Here is a 21,546-nt window from a genome sequence, read left to right as displayed (position 1 = left end):
GGTCACAGCTCCTCTACAAAACGGTAAATTGCCTCCGGATCTTTTTTCAATTCGATTTCTAACTCTTTGTAGTCATTCAAAGAAATAGGATAAAACTGAAGAAGATCTCTTGCTTTCAATAAAAATGGTGATTTTCGATTAACCGAATATATTTCCAAAGGGGTCCTACCAATTATATTCCAGCCTCCTGGAGAGTCGATTGGATATATACCTGTTTGACTCCCACCAATTCCAACAGATCCTTTTGGTACAAAAGCTCTGGGTTTATCTAAACGTGACACGCAAATATCTTTATTTAAATCACCCAAATAAGGAAAACCAGGCAAGAATCCAACCATATACACGGTGTATAAAGTTTGCGTATGAAGTTTAATAATCTCATCTTTAGATAATTTATTAATAGAAGTTATTCTATCTATATCAATTGAAAATGACTCTTCATAACAAACCGGAATATGTACTAATCTAGTCGATTTATTTTTATCCATTTGCTTTTGATGTTGCCATTTTATTAGTAATTCCTCTATATTTGCCTTCTCTAAAGTAGACGAAGTGTAGAAAAAAACAGTAACCGTATGGTAGCTTGGTACGATTTCTTCTATATAATGACTCCATTCCAAAGAAATCATTTCGGCAAAGGAATGTACGTTACTTAGTATTTCGTGACTAATAGCCTCCTGGAAACTAAAACGCAGGGTTCTCTCACCTGTTCTAAAGAACGTAGGCTTATCTCTATTCATTAGAATCTAAAACACTTATACAAGTGATAACACTATTTTTTAAATCTTCATGAGACCAGCTTGGAACTTTACCATGCTCAATAGCCAGTTCATGAGAGGCTGGGATATGAATAAACCCTGATATTATAGAACTCTTAGTCGTATTCACGTAATGTAATGCTTCATACATCACATTATTACAAAGATAAGTGCCGGCGGTATTAGAAATTTCTGAAGGAAAACCTCTTTCAATTAGCTTATTAACCATTTTACGAATTGGTAGCGTGGAATAGTAACCTGGTTCTCCCTCTGGTTGAATAAGTTCATCAATTGGTCTATTTCCTACGTTGTCTGCATCTCCATCTTTAACATTAATAGCAATTCTCTCCGGAGTGACTTTATATCTGCCAGCTGCTAAGCCCAATGAAATGTGGACATTTGGCTTTTCATCCTCCAATAATTGAAGTAATTGTTGCCCAGACAAAAGAAAGTCTACCGTTAGGATTCTACTAACCACTTTATAACCATTGATTTCTAAACCATCCAATTCATCTACAATTTTCATAGTTGGATTTACTGTAAAATTTAAAAACGGTTCAAATCCTGTTAAAAGAAGTTTCTTCATTTATTTTCCTCCTTGAAAGCAATTATAAAGTTATTAGAATTTTCTATATTAATAATTCTAACATTCTTTCAAACAAAAAATAACAACCAACAAGTTTATAACCCATTGGTTGTTAGAATTCATGTATTAGTAAGGAGTAAAAATATCCACAATTCTCCATTCCTTACTTTCTTTTTTCAGTAAGTATACATTTAAAATAGATTCCTTCTTATTCCCAGTTGTCGCCAAGTCCTCCACTTCAACATAGGCATAATCACTAATGATTGTATAGACATATGCATTTAACAATTCGAATTTTGTATCATTTTCATTGAAAGAGCCTTGAATATCTTCTTTCAAATATTGATAGTCCGGAAATTCCTCACTATACAATGCAAAAACTCCAGCTATATCCTTTTTATTTATTAGCTGATTCATATGTTCAAAATAAGCTGTTAATTCTTTTTCTTGAGAAAGAAAATTAGAGTCTTTTCGAATTATCTTGCTGTATTCATCAAATAATTGATAATACATAGAATCATCTTTTAGCGCTTCTAAACTTAAAAACAACTGATTTAAAATAGAATCCTTTTCCTGTTGTTTTGCTTTCTTTTGAATCGCCTGATCCAGGTCATTGATTAAGCCTGTAGCTGTTTTTGCAGACTTTACATTAAGCAGCATCTGTTCGGCAGGCGACTTATATTTAGAAATAAAAGCTTCACGCGTAGACTTGCCGTATACTTTATAGAGAAGCTTTCCTTGTTTTTTAATCTCCTCAGACAAGGCACGATAAGCTGTTTCCGTAAGTTTAGAGCTTGGGTCCTTCCTGTACTCTAGTTCCAGAGTATCTGATAGTTTCTGAATTTTATTTCCAGACGTGATTGCATCCACGTATCCCATGGAACGCTTATAATGGCTCCCTACCGTTTCCTCTAACCTTTTTTCTAGTTCAACTCTTTTTGCAGAGTCCTTGATCGCTGCAATTTCTTTTTGTGCCGCTAGGTAAGCTGATTTAGTCGAATTAAAAACCCTCATATCTGGAGTTTTAATAGACTTAGTATGCTCGAAGGAAATTTGCCATTTTAGAGCCGTCGCTTCTTTCTGCGCTCTCTGAACAAGTGTTTCCGCTTTTGTTAGAGAAGCCGCATGTACATTAGCCACTGGAGTAAAAAGAGCACTACTAAAAATACCAATTGCAAGTGAATACGAAATAATTTTTTTCATTGTATTCTCCATTTCGTCATGTAATAGAATTCTTTGGGACTATTAATTATAGTTTTTCTATAAAACGTTCTAAACGATTTAAACCCTCTTCTAAAACTGCCATGGAATAAGCGTAGGAAATTCTAATATATCCTTCTCCATATGGAGTAAATGTACTACCGGGAACAACAGCAACACCGCCTTCATGTAGCAACTTAGTAGCAAAATCAAATGACTTTATGCCAAATGCTTCTATAGAAGGGAATATATAAAATGCTCCATTAGGCTTAATGACAGGTAGGCCCATTTCTAACAAACGATTATATACATAATCACGTCTTGTTACATACTCTACATTCATCGCACTTGGGATATCTTTCGAATTCGTTAATGCCTCTAACGCACCATACTGTGATGGCAAGGAAGCGCAAATTGAATTGTATAAATGTACTTTAAGCACATGCTCCATAATTTTTTCAGGCCCTAATATAAATCCAATTCTCCAGCCTGTCATTGAATGGGATTTTGAAACGCCGTGGATATAAAATAATTTCTCTCGTAGCACCGGATATGAAGCAAAGGAAACATGCTCTCCTAAAAAGGTATTTTCACTATAAATCTCATCAGATACAATATAAACTTCCTTATCCTTCAGCATTTCAACTAGCTCATCCATTACGTTCTTTTCAATGACCATTCCCGTAGGATTAGATGGATTATTAAACAAAATAGCTTTTGTTTTATCGGTTATAAGTTTTTCCAGTGCATCGGTTGATGGTTGAAGACCAGTGTTTGTCGTATCTAGATAAATAATCTTAGCACCACAAAATTTAATGACAGGTTCATAGCCGGAATAGATAGGAGCTGGCAATATAACTTCATCGCCCTCTTCCAAAATTGTTCGAAATACTGTGTCGATGGCTTCACTGGCACCGTTCGTAATGACAATTTCCTTAGCAGGATTGTAGGAGAAACCATATTTGTCTGTAAAAAAATTATTAACTGCTTCTCGTAATTCTATTAATCCAGCATTATGAGAATATCCAGTTAAATTATTTTGAATAGCATTTATTCCAGCATCCTTTACTGCCTGTGGAGTTGGAAAATCTGGTTGTCCTATTGTAAGATTAATAGCATTTGGGAAGTTAACGAGCTGGTTAGAAAACTGACGAATGCCAGGTTGTTCAAGTGCTCTTGCACGTGGATTAATGTGTAAAGACATATCTATTTATCCTTCTTTCACAATTATTTATTGCCTAGAATGCTTGGAAGCCATAAAGACAGACTCGGTAAGAATGTAATTAGGATTAAGCAAACGATCATGCTGAATAAAAACGGAATGACAGCCATTACTATTTTTTCAAACTTCACATTACCTACACTAGAAGCTACAAACAAGTTTACACCAAGTGGTGGTGTGATAAAACCAATCGCTAAGTTAGTAACTAATATTACCCCAAAATGAATAGGGTCGACACCGACTGCAATAACAATTGGCAAAAGGATTGGTGTTAGGATGACTAATGCAGATATTGTATCGATAAACATTCCTACTATTAATAGTATGATGTTAATAGCTATTAAAATGACAATTGGATTGGTAGATAATTCAGTCAAGAAAGAAGAAATATCATTGGGTACCTGTTCTAAAGTCATGAAATACGCAAAAGATACTGAAAGTCCAATAATGATCATCGTAGTAGCATTAATGACGACCGCTTCACGGAAGCATTCAAAAACAGATTTCCAGGTAAGCTCCTTGTACACGAACAATCCAATTATTAATGCATAGACGACTGCTACTACTGCAGCTTCTGTAGGAGAGAAAAAGCCCCCGTAAATCCCACCCAAAATAATTATAGGTATTAGCAATGCCCATTTTGCATCGTATGTAGCTTTTAATACATCCTTAAATGAAAAGCTTCCGTTGTCCTCTGACTTATAGCCACGTTTTTTAGCAATAAAATAAGCAGTGATCATAAGACCAATACCGATAATAATACCAGGTAATATTCCTGCAAGGAACATACTTCCTACGGACACACTCCCAATTACTCCATAAAGAACAAAAGGAATACTTGGTGGAATAATCACACCTATGGATCCTGCAGAAGCGGAAACAGCAGCGGCAAATCCACCATCATATTTCTTTTTTTTCATTTCAGGAATCATAAAACCACCAATTGCTGCTACCGTTGCAGGTCCTGATCCTGATATAGCTGCAAAAAACATAGATGCCACAATAGTTACTAACGATAACCCTCCAACAATCCAACCTACTAAGGCTGCAGCCATATCCAATAACCTTTTAGAGACTCCCCCTTTACTCATCAGAACCCCTGCTAACATGAAAAAAGGGATTGCCAATAGCGGGAAAGAATCCAAAGATGTAAATGCTTTTTGAGCTATAATGCCGAGTGGAAGGTTCGAACCGAAATAAATAGCGACTAAAGCAGAAACCCCTAAGGAGATTGCAATAGGAACACCAATCAATAGGCAAATAAACAAAGTACCAAACAAAAGAGCTACTGTCATAGAATGATCTCCTCTTCTTCAGGCTTTTCATAATTGCCGCGTATGACTTCTTTTATTTGAATCACTAACCGAATTGCCATTCCAATTCCACCAAGTGGTATAGCCAAATAAGGAATCCAAATAGGAATTTGCATAGCTGGTGCCAGTTGACCATGATTAATACTACTCAGAACAAGTTCTGTACCAAATACCGCCAAAAATAGTGCCATTGCAAACCAAATCAGGATAGATAATATTTCTAGAACTTGGCGAAACACCCCGTGGAAGCGAGTAATAAACGCTTCCACTCTAATGTGCTGCCTTAATTTGACCGCATAGCTTGCGCCAATCCAAACTTGGAAAATATGAATATATCTTGCCATTTCCTCTGTCCAGCTTGGTGCTGAGGAGAAGACATATCTGCCTATTACCTGACCAAAAATAAGTGCAACCATTAAAACTAGGGAGAAGACTAGCAATATCTCTTCGAACTTGGCAAATTTCTTTAGCATATACATTTCACCCCTGCTCCATTATTGTTTGTTTGCTTCCTCTGCCATATTGACAAGATCCTCTCCTATTTCAGTTACGTATTTGTCATAAACAGATTGAGTTGCATCTTTGAATTCGTTGCGTTGCTCTTCAGTCAGTTCATTGACTTTCATTCCTTCTTCTTGTAATTTTTTTAGGAATTCTACATCTTGTTTTTGTGCAATTTCTCGTTGTTCTGTTCTGTATTCCTCAGAAGCAGTTTGTACTAGCTCCTGCAAGTCATCAGGTAAGCTATTATAGAAATCATTGTTCATCAACAAAATAGTTGCAGCGTAAACATGACTAGTAAGAGTTAGATAATCCTGAACCTCATAAAATTTGTTAGTATAATACAAAGAAATTGGAGACTCCATTGCTTCGTATGTATTTTGTTGAAGTGCTGTGTATAATTCGCCAAAAGCAAATGGAGAGGCATTTGCCCCAAAGGCCTTAAAGGTATCCGTATGTACGGGGTTTTCAAGCGTTCGATATTTCAACCCCTTCAGATTTGCTATACCTTCAATTGGACCTTTGTTATTAGACATATGACGGAAGCCGTTCTCAGCGAAAACCAATCCCTTCATATCATTACTCTCTAATTCCGCAAGCAACTTATCCCCTAAATCTCCATCAAGCGCTCTATATGCTGCCTCATGATCATTAAACAAAAATGGCAAATCAAAAACCATGAACTTTTTATTGAAAGATGCCAATGGTGCTACTGCTGGAATAGTCATTTCGATGTTACCTAACTGAACAGCTTCAATAGCCTCTCTGTCTGAAGGGTATAGCTGTCCATTTGGAAATAACTCTACTTTTAAACGTCCATCAGATTCTTCTTCTAGCTTTTCCTTAAATGTTTTGGCTGCTAAATGTGTGGACTGCTCTTCGGACACCAAATATGCAAGATTAATAGTATATTGATCTTGTTCTTCCCCCGAGCTAGATGTTGATGTATTGGTGGATGGTCTTCCACATGCACTTAACGTAATTAATGTAATAATTAGTAATGTGAATAATTTCTTCATTTCTTATCCTCCTCATTAAAATATGATAAAAATCTTCTTTCTACATTATCTAGATGACGAGTCATAAGTTGTTTGGCTAAATCGTTATGATGTATTCGAAGCGCTTTTAAAATTTCTTCATGCTCATAATAGGCTTCCTCTGCACTGACCTCTAACGTGTTGGAGAGTATTAAAAAAGCACGATTACTTCCAGCATTGGCTTCATTTATCAGCTCACTCAATTTGCGATTGGCTCCTATACTTCCGATTAGCAAATGAAATTGTTGGTCTAAGTCAATAAATGTATTGTAGCTTTCGTTTTTAATCGATGCTAATTGCTCCACTAGGTTATCCTGTAAGGCGCACAGTATCTCCTCAGAGATTTGATGGGCATGTTTGTCGATGTTGTAGATTTCTAAAAGCCTTCGTATCTCCATATAATGGAGTCCGTCCTCTTTCTTAAAAGTTGCTACAGTTGCTGGTTTAGACTTATTTAACTGTACAAGACCCTCGACTGCTAGCCTTTTTATAGCTTCACGTATTGGAGTTCTGCTAATCCCTAAATCTACCGCTAACTTTTCTTCTGGTAATTCTTCCTGCTGGGGAAGTTTGCCCGTAATAATTGCATCCTTTAAAGCCTTAAAAGCTTGATCAGCAAGAGATTCTTTTGGAAATAGCTTTTTCACAAAGAGCATTCTCCTTTCTGTATACTGTATACATGAATAATATATTATGTTAATATTATTGTAAATAAATATTTTGAATTTTTAGATTTACAGGAGGATTGTCATGGAAACCTATTTATATGAGCAATTTTTAGAGGTACTTGGAAAAGAAAAAATAAGTAAAAGCGAATCAGAATTATATAGACATAGTCGAGATGAATCCTCCCATCCCTACGTGGAGCCAGATTTTGTGTACTTTCCAGAAGGCGTAGAAGATATTGTGAAAGTATTGAAAATAGCAAATGAGCATAAAATTCCTGTTACCCCCTATGGAGCAGGATCCGGACTAGAAGGTCAAGCTATTCCGATTCACAAAGGAATTTCTATGAACTTCGATAATATGAAAAAAATTATAGAATTCTATCCTGAGGATTTGATGATAACAGTAGAGCCAGGCATCACCCGACTTCAGCTAAACGAATTTATAAATAAGCATGGACTTTACTTTCCAATTGATCCCGGTGCGGATGCATCGATTGGTGGAATGATCGCAAATAATGCAAGCGGCACAACGGCCGTACGATATGGGTCTATGAGAGACCAAATATTAGATTTAGAGGTTGTTCTAGCAAATGGCACTGTCATACATACTGGTTCAAAGGCGAAGAAGTCCTCTTCTGGCTACAACTTGAATGGAATAATGGCTGGCTCCGAAGGGACGTTAGGAGTTATTACAAAGGCTACACTCAAGCTACATGGCATACCTGAAAAGGTTTTAGCTGCACGTTGTACATTTAATACACCTGGAGAATGTGCAGAAGCTGCTCAGGCAGTCTTGTCCTGTGGGATACAAGTACTTAGAATGGAGCTAGTAGATGCTGAGAGTATTAAACAAGTGAATAGTTATGGGGGCTATGCGTTCCCAGAAGAGCATTCACTATTCTTTGAATTTGCAGGTACACCTAACATTGTTGAAGAGGAAGCTTCGGTTGTAGAAGAATTAATGAAGGAATTCGGTTGTAGCAATTGGGAACGCGCCAATACCCCAAAAGATCGTGCCGATTTGTGGAAGGCTCGTCATGAGCTAGCCTATTCTTACAAGCATATTAAAGGAAAAGCTTCTACTGGTGCCGATGCATGCGTACCTATCTCTAAGCTAGCCGAGATGGTAGTATTCGGTCGTACACTATTAGAGGAAAGCGGTCTTATCGGTGGTGTGTTTGGACACGTAGGTGACGGTAATTTCCATACGATGGTCATGTATGATCCTAACGATCCTGTAGAAAAAGCTAAAGCAAAATATACAGACGACCAAATTGCCATGAAAGCAATAGAATTAGGTGGGAGCTGTACAGGTGAGCATGGTGTAGGTGTCGGGAAGATGAAGTATCAACTAAAAGAGCATGGCGAAGCGGTAGAATTGATGAAGTCTATTAAATTACTTTTTGATCCGAATGGTATTTTAAATCCAGGCAAGATATTTATTTAAGATAGCGTGTGGGAGAGACTATGGGCTCGATCCGTGCCCTAGGAAAGCGTCCACTGTAGCGGAGAACACCACTATGTAATAGAAAAGAGTCCCGAAAATTTACTAATCGGTAAATTTTCGGGACTCGTAATTTTCTAAGGTGGGTTTTGTCCCATCCTCTTTAAAATGTACTAATGGTTATTCATTTCAAGGCTCAATTGCCACTCAATCCCGAATTTATCTGTTACAATTCCGTAGCACTTACTCCAAAAGGTTTCTTGTATATCCATACCAACTTTTCCACCCTCTTTAAGAGTTTCAAAAGCGGCTTTAATTTCTGCCTCGTCTTCGCTCATATAAGCTAAACTAATATTATTTCCAACAACAAAAGGATAATCAGGGAAAGTATCTGAAAACATCACATTACTACCACCAATATTAAGACGAGTATGCATAACTAAATCTTTGACCTCATCTGGAAGACTAAAGTTTGGATCTTTTGGTGCTTCACCAAAAGTCATTATTTGTGGCTCTTCTGTTTTAAAAACTTGGCTATAATATTCTACTGCTTCTCGACAATTCCCATTAAAGTTAATATATACATTAACAGCCATATGAAACACTCCCTATTTTTTGTTATTGAAATAATAATCTCAGAGAAATTGTACCATATCACCTTGTTAATTAATAGAAATTATTTCCAAAATAAGATACTTTTTAATATACTTTATCTCCATTAAAGATGGAGTTTTTAACGACTACATAGTCTACATTACGTATAGCGTCAAGTTTGTTTCCACCTGCATAAGAAATAGAAGATTGTAAATCCTGCTCCATCTCTCTTAAGGTATCCTCAAGATTCCCTTTATGCTCAACGAACATTTTTTTGCCTTCTACATTTTTCTTTTCACCTTTTTGAAACTCAGAAGCTGATCCAAAATACTCTTTAAAACGTTTACCATCTTTTTCAATTGTTACTCCAGGAGATTCCTCGTGTCCTGCAAATAGCGAACCGATCATTACCATGGATGCTCCAAATCTTACAGACTTAGCTATGTCACCGTGGGTACGAATTCCACCGTCCGCTATAATTGGTTTACTAGCAGCTTTTGCGCACCAGCGTAATGCAGCTAATTGCCAACCGCCAGTTCCAAAGCCAGTTTTGATTTTTGTAATGCACACCTTGCCTGGTCCAATTCCTACCTTCGTAGCGTCTGCACCAGCGTTTTCTAACTCACGCACAGCTTCAGGCGTTCCCACGTTACCAGCAATGACAAAGCTTTTCGGTATATGTTTTTTAATATGCTTTATCATATCGATTACTGCGTTAGAATGACCATGAGCAATATCTATTGTAATAAATTCAGGAACTAATGCTTCATTAGCCAATTGTTCAACAAAATCATATTCTTCTTTTTTTACACCTACACTAATAGATGCGATTAAACCTTTGGATTGCATATTCTTAATAAAATCTACACGTTCCTCTGGCTGAAAACGATGCATAATATAAAAATATCCATTTTCCGCTAAATACAATGCAATTTTTTCATCAATGATTGTTTGCATGTTTGCAGGCACAACCGGTAATTTAAATTTATGTCCACCTAAAGAAACTGTAGTATCACATTCAGAACGACTGTTAACCACACACTTCGCAGGAATTAATTGAATATCCTCATAATCAAATACGTTTTCCACGTTACAACACTCCCAAACACGAATATTTTTATTGTATAAAAGATAAATTGTTCGTACATTGGATAATTTACACGATTTATTATAGCTTGTCAAAGGTTTTATAACTTTATTTCCAGGAGGTCGCGAAAACCATTAGGACGACTGAGACAGTTACAGCATCAAAAAGATCCATAGGCTTCATAGAGAACTTGTCGCTTTCCAAAGCTAATGCGTTCATAGTTAGTAGAAATCACCATACTTTATGCAACTTAACTTCTGCATTTGTTATCTCATCTTTATGTGAAATTAACAGTTGTAAGAGAGATACTAAATTCATAGCTTTAGCATGCCATTGTTAACATTTTTACATTCAATAAAAGTCTAATAAATAAAAGATAGACATTAGTGGAGTTCTTTTCCTCTCGTCGCAATATGATAGAAAAGAGGAGGTGTTATGATGTTGCCAGCAATATTTTTACAATTAGCATATTTGTTTATTTTCATATGGTCAGTAGCTATGACTGTACAGGATTTCCAAAGCTCGAGCAAAAACTGGTTAACAGTTTTAATGCACATCTCAGTAGCAATTGTTTCACTAAACTTTTTACTACTTTCTACCGGTATTAGCTTGTAGCCGATTTGTTTTGAATCATGTTTACTTTTATGTAAACATGATTCATTTTTTGGGCTTTTTGAGGGGTATTAGCTACGTTCGCGTTCTACTAGCAACTGTATAATGATAGAGCAAAAAAATCCTACCTCGAAAATTACTTTACTTTCTATATGGAAAAATTAATTCAATTCGTTTCATTGACTCGTTTATAAATTCTTTAAAATACCATTCATCAAAAAGCTTAAAATATAAATTTTCATCATCTAAATATTTAAAATTAGGAACTTGATTTGCATCATCTACAGGTAAGTGTTCCCAATACGCCCACCAGTTTAAGAGCTCGGGATTTAAATGAGGAATATGAAGTTTAATTTCTTCTTCAGTTAAAACCTGTTGAGTAAGCTCTGAATTTTTAGCCACGACAAATCCAGCATCTAAATAATCTTCTATTTCAAGTCGAAACCAAATATCCACTCCTGGCTTCACATTTTCTTTATATAAATAACTAATCCCTGGACAAGTACTGCCCTTTACATCATAAAAGGTTTCTATTTTTTTCATGTTATTAAATTCATAATCATATGTATTATGTAATTTTCCCAACCCTATGCGTTCTTCTAATCCTTTAAATATACGAAGCAATAAATCAGTTTTTACCCCTTTTAAACTCTTCTCAATTGCAACAGCACTTTTCATTGATGCAGACGAGGTTTTTAGCAGCTCTTTTATTTCCATCTCTTGCTCATCCTCCAATTGGTTTGTAAAATTCCTAATAGCTGATTGAAACTGAAAAAGTACCTCTCGTATGGATGCAACCTTGATAATATCACGGTGCTCAAGACATTTATCTAACCATTTGATAATATCTAGAGAAAAAGAGATTGGAGTAATGTGTTTCTTCTCTATAATGCTATTATCAGAAGGCATTTCACCAAAACGAGTTAAATAAAAAACGTTGGCATTTTGGGCTACTTTTAAATAGTCTGCGCACTGATTTTCTTGATCTGTTGCAAAAATTTTAACTTCAATTGGAATAAAATAATTAGGCGTCTGAATGACTAAATCAATTCTCCGATTATTTTCAATTAAGAATTCACGATATACATTAACGTGTTCTATTTCCGTTAAAGGTATTTCTAATTGAAGGACATGTTCGATAAAAAGTTGTAAATAAATATTTCCTTGATAATGACTACCCTTCGGATTTAATAAATCATAGAGGAAACGGCATATCCGTACCTCATCATGAGCAATATTGGTAATCTCAAAAATATTATAGTAGCCTCCAGTTTTCCGTTGAATAAGTTCATGATTTCCCTTAATATTCTTTACTTCATTTAAAAGCAATTCTAATTTCATTTACATACACAATCCTTTTGTATTTATTACCTATTAGTTACTAAAATCTTATGTATATAAATCCCTTTACACTATATACATTCCACATTGTACCATTTAAAAAGACAAATATAATATAATTATATTTATATATTTTTCTATACAAACTAGATGTTAACTCTGCTTTATATATAAGAAAATATAATACTAAAGCCATTGATAACTATTAAAAGATCAATTATTGGGTAAAGTACAAATAAATCATTCTTACAGAAGGAAGTTGATTTAATGCCTAATAATAAACCTAATAGACTAATCACTGAAAAATCTCCTTATTTACTGCAACATGCTTATAATCCAGTCGAATGGTTTACATGGAGCAAGGAGGCATTTGAAAAAGCACAACTAGAGAACAAGCCGGTCTTTGTTAGTATTGGATATAGTAGTTGTCATTGGTGTCACGTGATGGAACAAGAATCTTTTGTGGATCAAGAAATCGCCGACATTTTAAATAAGTATTTTATATCCATAAAGGTTGATCGAGAGGAACGCCCGGATATTGATTCTATTTATATGACCGTTTGCCAGATGCTAACTGGAGAAGGAGGATGGCCACTCCATGTCTTTTTAACACCTGAGCAAAAGCCCTTTTATGCAGGAACTTACTTTCCAAAGGAACAAAAGTACGGAAAACCCGGCTTGCTTGAATTGCTGCCACGATTACATAATGTATTTCAAAACGAATTTGAACATATAGAAGAGATTAGTGAAAAGCTCACTGCGGCACTTCAAGCTACCGAAAAGGAAATGGGTCAAGACAAAACTCTACCACCTTCTATATTTGAAACTGCGTTCAAACATTTATCGAGTATGTTTGATTCCCAATATGGCGGATTCGGAAAAGAGCCAAAGTTTCCCTCTCCTCTTAACCTGCTCTTTTTGATGAGATACTATGATACAACAAAGGATGCAGACGCTCTAAACATAGTAGAAACTACTTTAGATGGGATTGCTCGTGGTGGAATTTATGATCATCTTGGCTATGGATTTGCTAGATACTCTACAGATGAGGTTTGGCTTGTACCTCACTTTGAAAAAATGTTATATGATCAAGCCTTACTTCTAATGGTTTATACAGAGGCGTACCAAATCACCAGAATCCCGCAATATGAAGAAATTGTTTATAATACGGTTAAATTTCTTAAAAGAGAAATGTTACATCCAAATGGTGCATTTTATTCTGCTTTTGATGCAGACAGTGAAGGTAAAGAAGGTACGTATTATACTTGGTCTTATCATGAAATAATGGAGGTCTTAGGAGACGTGGAAGGCTTACTTTTTGCTAAGACCTATGATATTACGGAAGAAGGAAATTTCGAGGGCGAAAACATACCGAACCTGATTTATATCGATCCAGCTTCTATTCTAGAAGAGTTTAATATATCAGAGGATGAATGGGAGGAACGTATAGAGAATTCAAGGACCTTGCTATTAATGCAGCGTCAATCACGTGTCTCCCCTCATTTGGATGACAAAGTGATTACTTCTTGGAATGCGTTGATGATCGCTGCACTTGCAAAGGCAGGAGCCGTATTTACTAACTCTCCCTTTATCGAATTAGCAAAAGATGCACTTCAATTTATAGAATCCCATCTTATAAGGGAAGGCACACTATATGCAACATATCGAGAAGGCGAGACAAAGCATATCGCATATTTGGGTGACTATGCTAATTTATTATGGGCATTTATCGAACTATATGAGGCTACAGGAAAAGAAAAATATATAGAAAAAGCTAAAAAAACAGCAATAATAATTACACAGCAATTTAAGGATGAAGTAAACGGAGGATTTTATTTTACAAGCAATAATGCCGAAAAACTATTGGTTCGAGAAAAAATCGTGATGGATCAGGTTATTCCTTCCGGAAACGGAACCATTGCCTGGCAGTTATGGAAACTAGCAAAAATTACAGATGACATGGCTCTACTGAAAGAGGCTGAAAGAACAGTCACAACTTTTGCTGAGGAAATCACACTGTACCCTACCTCTCATCTTTCTTTACTAATTGGCTTTATGTCACAAAATAGTAATGGTAGACAAATAAAATTAAGCGGTCATCCATTTGGAGATATTACCACTCTCCTGCAGACAACATACAGACCATTTGATGTGTGGTCAATGAACGAATCGCCACAGGCTTTATCTGTGCAAATATGTCAAAACAATATTTGTCATCCACCTTTGACAGAGATCACAAAAATTGCTGAGGCACTTTCTTACGAGTCTTTATAACCTGGGCCTGCTTAAATATTTGTTAAAAGAAATGACATTAAGAGATGTCTTTTCTTTTTTCCATATTAATATATGTTTCAATCAGTTTTACTTTTTCACTTAGTTCTAGTAAAGCTTGCATAATTTGTTGTTGTTCCGCCTTAGTCATACTCGTTTGAAATACCATTTGTTCTACAGATTTTTCGACATGACTAATACTTTTATTCATTCCATGGACAAAATGTTTAACTGGCACGATTAACGCTCCCCTCTATTAATTTTATTTTACTATTTCATTTTATTTTTACAATTATCAGAATCATTTTTTTGACGTGATTATTACATTTTGTGATTTAATTCCTGCACATAATACAAATTTAAGCAATTTTTTATGGACAAAATATTTTTTTGGACTTTTTTCTTTTTTGAAAGAATATATTGAAGTAAAAGTTGAGAGGGGATAATAATTGCATTCAAATCCTGTTGATCCGAATGAAATGAAAAGAAGGCGAGATTTAGATGAGATCGCCTCTCTTAACATGGTTGGAGAAGGTTGTCCTGATTTTGACGCCGAAGAGGATAAAAAAAACGAGAAAAAAGAAAATACAAAATAATTTCAACCCACTAATAAGTGGGTTTTTTCGTTTTACGATTAAGCTATTATAAACAATTTACGTAATAACTACCATTTACCAAAAAGTAATTGTAATCAATGGAATATTATGATAAATTAAGCAATAATAGAAAATGAAGCTTCTACTTCAAAAAGGATCTCAAATAATGCCTTAACTTCAAAAGGAGAACAATGTGATATTACATAATCTGATTCGAGATAACTTCGTTAGTATGTCTAAAAGTCAAAAAAAGATGGCTACTTATGTACTAGATCATCCTAGAGATATTGCGCTTTGTTCCGCCGCCGAATTAGGTGGAAGAATAGGGATAAGTGAATCAACTGTTATACGATTTTCATATTCTCTTGGCTTTTCAGGCTATGTGGAGCTTCAAAAACGAATGCGAGAACATTTTTTTATAAATGAACCCACGACTAGCCCCTATCAGCACACAGAAATTGAGCTGTCTCAAGAAGATAGTTTTCATAAACAGGTTATGGAGAAAGATCGCCAATCCATCCTCACAACTATGGATCAAATAGATGCTGCTTCTTATTATGCAGCTGTTCAGCGCCTGTCAAAGGCTAAAGCAATATACGTTTTGGGCCTACGTACTTCATATCCAGCAGCGAATTGGCTTTCCTTTTCTTTAGGGCTAGTAAAAGAAAATGTTCACTTTATAAGACCAGATACTGAAGATGTGATTAGAACTGTCTCCCAGATGAACTCGAATTCAGTTGTCATCATTATATCGTTTCATCGTTATTTGAAGGAAACACTTCAAATTGCTGAGCTTGTCAAAAAACAAAAGGCTTATGTTATTGGTATCAGTGATTCTATGCTCGCTCCTATTCATGAATTTAGCGACGTATTATTTCCTGTGTTTTCTCAAAATAAATCGACCTTTGATGCAGTAGCCCCCTTATTTTCATTTATGAATGCTATCGTTTCTGGGTTAATTGTGGAGCAAAAGGATGCCTTCAAAAATAGGCAGATTATGTATCAAAGTATTCCGAGTCATTTTCTTTTTGAAAGTACTGACGAGGATTCATAAAATTACATGGAATATCAATGAAACAGTTATGAAAAAGTGGTAGATTAAGAGTGAGAAAGTGGAGGATAATTGGATGTCGGAAAATAAAACTTTTAAACAACCATTTCAAATTGCCATTACAGAACATAATTATCCAGTATTAATTGAACCTTGTTTATTTATTCCGACAGAGGACGCATATGAGGTGCCAATTCCTCAACTGATACAGGAAATGCGGGTTACCGAGCCTGATTTAGCATTAAAGTGGAATCTGCAAATTAGAAAAATTATTCAAACTTTATTTATAGAGGATTACTCTATTATTGCAGTTCGAAAAACCAATGAGCCGGTGAATTATTATCAGTTTATTAAAAAATCCTGAAGTACCTCCAAACAAAGGAGCCATATAAAATTGATCATTCAACAAATAACGTTACATCATCTGAATATGAATATGAAAACCCCTTTTGTCACTAGCTTTGGTAGTGTTCAAGAGAAGCCTTTCCTACTCGTTGAAGTCATGGATAAAGAGGGAAATATCGGCTGGGGTGAGACTACTGCCTTCCAAGCGCCTTGGTATAACGAGGAAACCTTTCAAACCAATTTACATATCATAAAAGATTTTTTAATCCCTTTAGTGTTAAATAAACAAATAAACCACCCTGACGAAGTATCTGCCATATTCTCTCCTATAAGAAAAAACAATATGGCAAAGGCCGGTATAGAGGGAGCCATTTGGGACCTTTACGCAAAAAGAAATCACTTAACACTTTCCGAGGCACTCGGTGGTTCAGTTAAAAAAATTGAAGTAGGAGTAAGTATTGGTTTACAAAAGAGCACAGAGCAGCTATTAAACGTAGTCCGTCGTTACATACATGAAGGTTATAAACGTATTAAAGTCAAAATAAAACCTGGACAAGATGTCAATTTAATAGCAGCTCTAAGAGAAGCTTTCCCAAATATACCTTTAATGGCCGATGCTAATTCAGCTTATACACTTAAAGACATCTCATTATTAAAAGAGCTCGACCAATATAATCTATTAATGATAGAGCAACCACTAGATTACGATGATATTGTAGACCACGCTAAGCTACAGAATGAAATACAAACTCCCATCTGCTTGGATGAAAGTATTCTCTCACTAGAGGATGTTAAAAAAGCAGTAGAATTAGGCAGCGCTAAAGTTATTAATATTAAAATAGGTCGTGTTGGCGGACTTACAGAAGCGAAAAAAATACATGACTATTGCATGGAAAAAAATATACCTGTTTGGTGTGGAGGTATGCTAGAAGCCGGTATCGGTAGGGCACACAACATTGCGCTTACAACCTTACCAAACTTTACTCTTCCAGGAGATACATCTAGTTCTTCCCGTTATTGGGATGAGGATATTATTAGTCCAGAGGTTATTGCTAAAGATGGATACATTACTGCCCCGACTGGATACGGAATAGGCTATGAACCGAATATGGAGACTATAAAAAAATTCACAATAGACCGTTGGATATTTAAATCAGCATATTAAGAAATCAAGTTAGTAAACAATTAAACGACCATCTACTATAGCTTTTTCTATAGAGGCTCGCTGTAGATAAAAAGAAAGCATATACTTTACTAAAAGGGTTGTAAGTGCCAAGCTACACTTACAACCCTTTTATTAATTTTATTCTGTTTAAGCTATCAAATTACAACTTTAGCAAGTAAGGGAGATCACTTTATTAAAGCCTATAGTTGCTTAGAGAAAGTTTGATCTGGGAGATTATTTTTTACATTTTCCTCTAAAGCATTTACTTTATTCACTATGTCCTTTTGTAAAGCATTGTTTTCCACATTGTCTAATTTGCTCGCTAGTACTTTAAGTTTCTCAATTTTTTTCCATGCCTTCGCTACATTACCTTCATCCAGCTCTTTTTCAGCTTGGACTAGTCCTGTATAAATGGACAATGGTAAAGCTAGCTTTCCCCTTGCTTCTTCTGCAGGTGCTTTATAGTTAGCGATCAGGGTACTACTATTTTCTTCACCGGTCGTTTTATAAAAAATAGCCGTGCCATATTTTAATTCCTTAGATAGCAGATGATAATTTTCTGCAAGGACTGGCCAATCTAAGTTCGCCTCTGCTGTATTAATGTTTGCTAACAGTGGCAAAATAGTATTTTTACCATAAGCGTCTGCTACTGCAAAAGTAACTCCTGAAACTTCTGGCATATTTGGTTTCACATGTTCCCTATCCTGATGGGCCACTCCCGCATTTCCTTTACTTCTATCAATTTTTTTATCCTGTACATTACTGACGTTATCAACATTATTGTTCCACTGGCCACGTTTCTGCTCTAATCCGTCTCTACGCTCATCTTTCTGCTGTTCCCTTTTCTCCATCATTTGATGAGATTTATATCCGTTTTTTGAATGTCCCTTATCTTTACTAGGGCCACCGTGATCTCCTGGTCCTCCATGTGCACTGCCAACTAAAGGTCCTCCTAAAATTGTAGCTGATAGAAGGGCTGTTGCAGCTGTTGCTTTTATACCTGTTTTCTTCATAAGAAAACGCCTCCTCTTTCTTTTGGAAAGTAAGCATTCGCTTCGACTTGAAGCTGGAAGTTAGATATACACCTAAGTGTAAATATCAGGTGCCTAATCTTTAAAATACCCCGCATAATTCTTACTAAACGGTTGTAAAATCATTGTTAATCAACTGTTATGAAAGAGAAGGTTCTGACATAATATTACGAACAAATAAAAAAGAAGTGAATTTTAGAGTAATAGAAATCCATTTCCGACCACACATACAATATATTTGTTTATTTTTTACGTTATGTTGGAAATAAGTGTGCATATAAAAACCCCCTATCTATTTTAAAAAGATAAGGGGTTTAAAGGATTTATTTTATTTTTTTACATCAACAATTCTACCTTCAATTTCTGTAGGTATTTTAACAAGAGACTCTAATTGTTCACGTAGGTTTTCCCAATCCGAAAGACCTAAATCAGTTACTTTACCAGCTTCGTAGATTTTCTTAAACACATCATAGCTATCTCCACCTTTAGCGGTGAACGCATTTGTGGCAACTACATATGTCTCATTATCCTTAATATCTACTAATTTACCATCTGCTCCATAGTATTGAATGGAAACGACTCTCTCTCCAGCAGGTTTAGAAGAATCAAATGTTACCTTACCACCTGCCACATGTAAGAATCCGCCATTTTCCTTTGGATAGGTTTTGAAGCTAATCTCAAATGCTGCTTTTAAGTCAGCACCACTGATTTCCATTGTAGCTAGTGTATTACCGAAAGGAAGAACAGTAATTACATCACCAACTGTGATTGGTCCCGCTTTGATTTCTGAGCGTATACCTCCGCCATTTTGAAGCGCCATAATTACTTTATTATCATACTTTTTAGCTTTAGCTAGCATACCTTCTGTAATGATATTACCTAAAATTGTTTCGTTTTTACGTACGCTTGGCTGTGAATCATCTTCGCTTACTCGAGGATTTTCTAAATCCTTCTCCGTAGATACACCAATTTCTTTTGATTCAATTTCTTTTACTTTAGTTGAGTACTTTTCAAAAAGCTTTAGGGCTTCCTCATCATCTTTTTGATCTTTAATTGGAATTAACTCACCTTCATGAGCAATTACTTTACCTTCTTTATCAAAGTCTACCTCTAAAGTTCCTAGGAAATCACTATATTGATAAGCTTGCACAATAACAGTAGGATCCTTTTCAGCACCTTTACTATCTTTACTTACAACTACAGGCTTTTTCAGCTCTGTATGGCTATGTCCACCAACTATTACATCAATTCCAGTAACTGCAGCTGCTAGCATTAAGTCATTATCTACTGCCGGGTTGTCATCATAACCAATATGAGTGACAGCCATAACCTTATTAATTCCTTGCTTTTCGAACTCATCAACCATAGTTTGAGCTGCTTTAATGTAGTCAGTGAATTTTACTTTTTCTGGACTTGAGATACCTTCTGTTTCAGCAGTAGTTAAACCGAAGATACCAACTTTTTGACCGTTTATTTCTTTTACAATACCGCTGTAGATTTGTCCATTTTTAGGATCATCTGATACTTTTACATTAAATAACCCTTTGAACAAATCATCTTGTGAGAAGTCCACGTTTGAACTAACAAACGGAAAATTAGATTTTTCGATAAACTCTTTTAATGCTTTATGTCCTTCTGTAGAAGTTCCTAAATCAAATTCATGATTACCAAATGTCATCACATCATATTTCATTAGATTCATAAATTCTAAATCTGCTTGGCCTTTAAATTCATTGAAGTAAAGCGTTCCAGAGAATACATCCCCTGCATCTATAAGTAGAGCGTCTTTGTGAGAAGCTCTATACTCCTTTACTGCAGTGACTCGCTTTGGTGCTTTCTCCACATGACCATGAGTATCATTTACATGCATTAGAGATAGAGAAAAATCTGCGTCAACTTGAGAATTTAAGCTGTGTACCATCTCCAAAAGCTGGTTAACCGCTGGTAGATCCTTTTCATTCGGGAGTTTCTCTAGAAGTGGCTGGATTGTTGCAATCACTTTGTTTGCTTCATCCTGTTTTCCTGCAGAAAGTAGGGCTTCAGCTTGGTTAACTTTCATAAATACAGTTACAGGAACCATCAATTCATTTCTTACTTCGTTAGCTGGATCTTTATATTGAGTTAGTAATAGATGACGAGCGTCTCTTCCTGTAAAGCGGTATAAGATAGCAGTTCTAGTTTTTAATTGAGCAGATAGCTTATGGTAACCTTTTTCGATCTTAGCCCAGTCTTTGTTAGCTTCTGCTGCTTCAATTTCATTCATAATCGGTGTTAAATATTTGTCAGCATAGTTATACGCATCGATATACGGAATAAGTCCTTTTGTTACACGTTCATAATATAAATCGTCTAAGCTTTTTAGAAGTGCTGCTTTATTCTTTACATTAGATTTGTTAATTTCGTTTTTAGCTTTTTGATAATTTGCTTTTGCTTTATTTAATATAGGGTATAATTCTTTGCTCGTTGCCAATTTGCCTGCTTGAGCAGGTGTCGAATAAGAATAAGAAGCTTGTTTGATATCTTTTCTTGCGTTGTCAATCACCTGTTGGATAGATGTACTTGCGAAGGAAATACTAGATGCAGAAAATAATGATGTCGCCACAATTGCAGCTACCGCCGTTTTTTTGATCGTCTTGTTCTTCATGTCTTACCTCCTAGTTTATCTAATATATGATCTGTCAAAATATTCATATACTACTAAAAGTTATCGTAATTCAATAGATT

At 35.5% G+C, this 21,546-nt stretch carries 21 protein-coding genes; 7 read left to right on the top strand and 14 right to left on the bottom strand.

Features of this window, described 5'->3' with window-relative positions; genetic code table 11:
* Nucleotides 1-2 precede the first annotated feature (2 nt).
* The 8 genes from pxpB to MKY94_RS05025 form a co-directional block, all read right to left on the bottom strand.
* Nucleotides 3-740, bottom strand: a complete 738-nt coding sequence (gene pxpB, locus MKY94_RS05060) for a 5-oxoprolinase subunit PxpB (RefSeq protein WP_342578165.1) — start codon at nucleotides 738-740, stop codon at nucleotides 3-5.
* Nucleotides 733-1,344, bottom strand: coding sequence for a pyroglutamyl-peptidase I (locus tag MKY94_RS05055; protein ID WP_342578164.1), 612 nt, complete (start codon nucleotides 1,342-1,344; stop codon nucleotides 733-735). The genes pxpB and MKY94_RS05055 overlap by 8 nt, the downstream gene beginning before the upstream one ends.
* Before the next feature lie 126 nt (nucleotides 1,345-1,470).
* The gene (locus MKY94_RS05050; protein ID WP_342578162.1) at nucleotides 1,471-2,547 is read right to left on the bottom strand and encodes a hypothetical protein; all 1,077 of its coding nucleotides are present in this window, start codon (nucleotides 2,545-2,547) and stop codon (nucleotides 1,471-1,473) included.
* 46 nt (nucleotides 2,548-2,593) lie between these two features.
* Nucleotides 2,594-3,748: an aminotransferase class I/II-fold pyridoxal phosphate-dependent enzyme gene (locus MKY94_RS05045; protein WP_342578161.1), complete on the bottom strand. Its 1,155-nt coding sequence runs from the start codon at nucleotides 3,746-3,748 to the stop codon at nucleotides 2,594-2,596.
* A 23-nt stretch (nucleotides 3,749-3,771) separates the two neighbouring features.
* On the bottom strand, nucleotides 3,772-5,061 hold the full coding sequence (locus tag MKY94_RS05040) for a TRAP transporter large permease (RefSeq protein ID WP_342578160.1): 1,290 nt from the start codon (nucleotides 5,059-5,061) through the stop codon (nucleotides 3,772-3,774).
* Complete coding sequence (locus MKY94_RS05035) at nucleotides 5,058-5,552, bottom strand: TRAP transporter small permease (RefSeq protein WP_144537484.1); 495 nt, start codon at nucleotides 5,550-5,552, stop codon at nucleotides 5,058-5,060. The genes MKY94_RS05040 and MKY94_RS05035 overlap by 4 nt, the downstream gene beginning before the upstream one ends.
* 21 nt (nucleotides 5,553-5,573) lie before the next feature.
* Nucleotides 5,574-6,599 carry a DctP family TRAP transporter solute-binding subunit gene (locus tag MKY94_RS05030; RefSeq protein ID WP_342578159.1) on the bottom strand — a complete coding sequence of 342 codons (1,026 nt, stop codon included), beginning with the start codon at nucleotides 6,597-6,599 and terminating at the stop codon, nucleotides 5,574-5,576.
* On the bottom strand, nucleotides 6,596-7,264 hold the full coding sequence (locus MKY94_RS05025) for a GntR family transcriptional regulator (RefSeq protein WP_151110978.1): 669 nt from the start codon (nucleotides 7,262-7,264) through the stop codon (nucleotides 6,596-6,598). Before MKY94_RS05025 ends, MKY94_RS05030 begins: the two co-directional genes overlap by 4 nt.
* A gap of 103 nt (nucleotides 7,265-7,367) precedes the next feature.
* Between MKY94_RS05025 and MKY94_RS05020 the strand changes: the two genes are divergently transcribed.
* Nucleotides 7,368-8,732: an FAD-linked oxidase C-terminal domain-containing protein gene (locus tag MKY94_RS05020; protein ID WP_151110980.1), complete on the top strand. Its 1,365-nt coding sequence runs from the start codon at nucleotides 7,368-7,370 to the stop codon at nucleotides 8,730-8,732.
* 170 nt (nucleotides 8,733-8,902) lie between these two features.
* Here MKY94_RS05020 and MKY94_RS05015 read toward each other — a convergent pair whose 3' ends face one another.
* The gene (locus MKY94_RS05015; protein ID WP_144537476.1) at nucleotides 8,903-9,325 is read right to left on the bottom strand and encodes a VOC family protein; all 423 of its coding nucleotides are present in this window, start codon (nucleotides 9,323-9,325) and stop codon (nucleotides 8,903-8,905) included.
* 103 nt (nucleotides 9,326-9,428) lie between these two features.
* On the bottom strand, nucleotides 9,429-10,412 hold the full coding sequence (guaC, locus tag MKY94_RS05010) for a GMP reductase (RefSeq protein WP_144537474.1): 984 nt from the start codon (nucleotides 10,410-10,412) through the stop codon (nucleotides 9,429-9,431).
* Between the two features lie 433 nt (nucleotides 10,413-10,845).
* On the opposite strand from guaC, the gene MKY94_RS05005 reads away from it, so the two are divergent.
* Nucleotides 10,846-11,025, top strand: a complete 180-nt coding sequence (locus MKY94_RS05005; protein ID WP_342578158.1) for a hypothetical protein — start codon at nucleotides 10,846-10,848, stop codon at nucleotides 11,023-11,025.
* A gap of 138 nt (nucleotides 11,026-11,163) precedes the next feature.
* Here the strand turns inward: MKY94_RS05005 and MKY94_RS05000 are convergent, their stop codons facing one another.
* Complete coding sequence (locus MKY94_RS05000; RefSeq protein WP_342578157.1) at nucleotides 11,164-12,363, bottom strand: PD-(D/E)XK nuclease family protein; 1,200 nt, start codon at nucleotides 12,361-12,363, stop codon at nucleotides 11,164-11,166.
* A 267-nt stretch (nucleotides 12,364-12,630) separates the two neighbouring features.
* On the opposite strand from MKY94_RS05000, the gene MKY94_RS04995 reads away from it, so the two are divergent.
* Entirely contained in the window at nucleotides 12,631-14,637 is a 2,007-nt protein-coding gene (locus MKY94_RS04995) for a thioredoxin domain-containing protein (protein WP_144537470.1), read from the top strand.
* 37 nt (nucleotides 14,638-14,674) lie between these two features.
* Here the strand turns inward: MKY94_RS04995 and MKY94_RS04990 are convergent, their stop codons facing one another.
* The gene (locus MKY94_RS04990; RefSeq protein ID WP_144537468.1) at nucleotides 14,675-14,872 is read right to left on the bottom strand and encodes a hypothetical protein; all 198 of its coding nucleotides are present in this window, start codon (nucleotides 14,870-14,872) and stop codon (nucleotides 14,675-14,677) included.
* Between the two features lie 211 nt (nucleotides 14,873-15,083).
* On the opposite strand from MKY94_RS04990, the gene MKY94_RS04985 reads away from it, so the two are divergent.
* From MKY94_RS04985 to menC, 4 genes are all read left to right on the top strand, one after another.
* Nucleotides 15,084-15,230, top strand: a complete 147-nt coding sequence (locus MKY94_RS04985; RefSeq protein WP_154311328.1) for a hypothetical protein — start codon at nucleotides 15,084-15,086, stop codon at nucleotides 15,228-15,230.
* A 193-nt stretch (nucleotides 15,231-15,423) separates the two neighbouring features.
* Nucleotides 15,424-16,284, top strand: coding sequence for a MurR/RpiR family transcriptional regulator (locus tag MKY94_RS04980; RefSeq protein WP_144537466.1), 861 nt, complete (start codon nucleotides 15,424-15,426; stop codon nucleotides 16,282-16,284).
* A gap of 73 nt (nucleotides 16,285-16,357) precedes the next feature.
* Nucleotides 16,358-16,645: a hypothetical protein gene (locus MKY94_RS04975; protein WP_144537464.1), complete on the top strand. Its 288-nt coding sequence runs from the start codon at nucleotides 16,358-16,360 to the stop codon at nucleotides 16,643-16,645.
* 30 nt (nucleotides 16,646-16,675) lie between these two features.
* Entirely contained in the window at nucleotides 16,676-17,791 is a 1,116-nt protein-coding gene (gene menC, locus MKY94_RS04970; protein ID WP_144537462.1) for an o-succinylbenzoate synthase, read from the top strand.
* A gap of 200 nt (nucleotides 17,792-17,991) precedes the next feature.
* On the opposite strand, the gene MKY94_RS04965 is transcribed toward menC, so the two are convergent.
* A complete protein-coding gene (locus MKY94_RS04965) occupies nucleotides 17,992-18,804 on the bottom strand; it encodes a hypothetical protein (RefSeq protein ID WP_342578156.1) in 813 nt (270 codons plus the stop codon).
* A gap of 346 nt (nucleotides 18,805-19,150) precedes the next feature.
* Entirely contained in the window at nucleotides 19,151-21,466 is a 2,316-nt protein-coding gene (locus MKY94_RS04960) for a 5'-nucleotidase C-terminal domain-containing protein (protein WP_342578155.1), read from the bottom strand.
* Between the last annotated feature and the right edge of the window lie 80 nt (nucleotides 21,467-21,546).

The organism is Psychrobacillus sp. FSL K6-2843 (assembly GCF_038626375.1).
Taxonomy (GTDB): domain Bacteria; phylum Bacillota; class Bacilli; order Bacillales_A; family Planococcaceae; genus Psychrobacillus; species Psychrobacillus faecigallinarum.
This window is presented reverse-complemented; position numbering and strand designations above follow the sequence as displayed.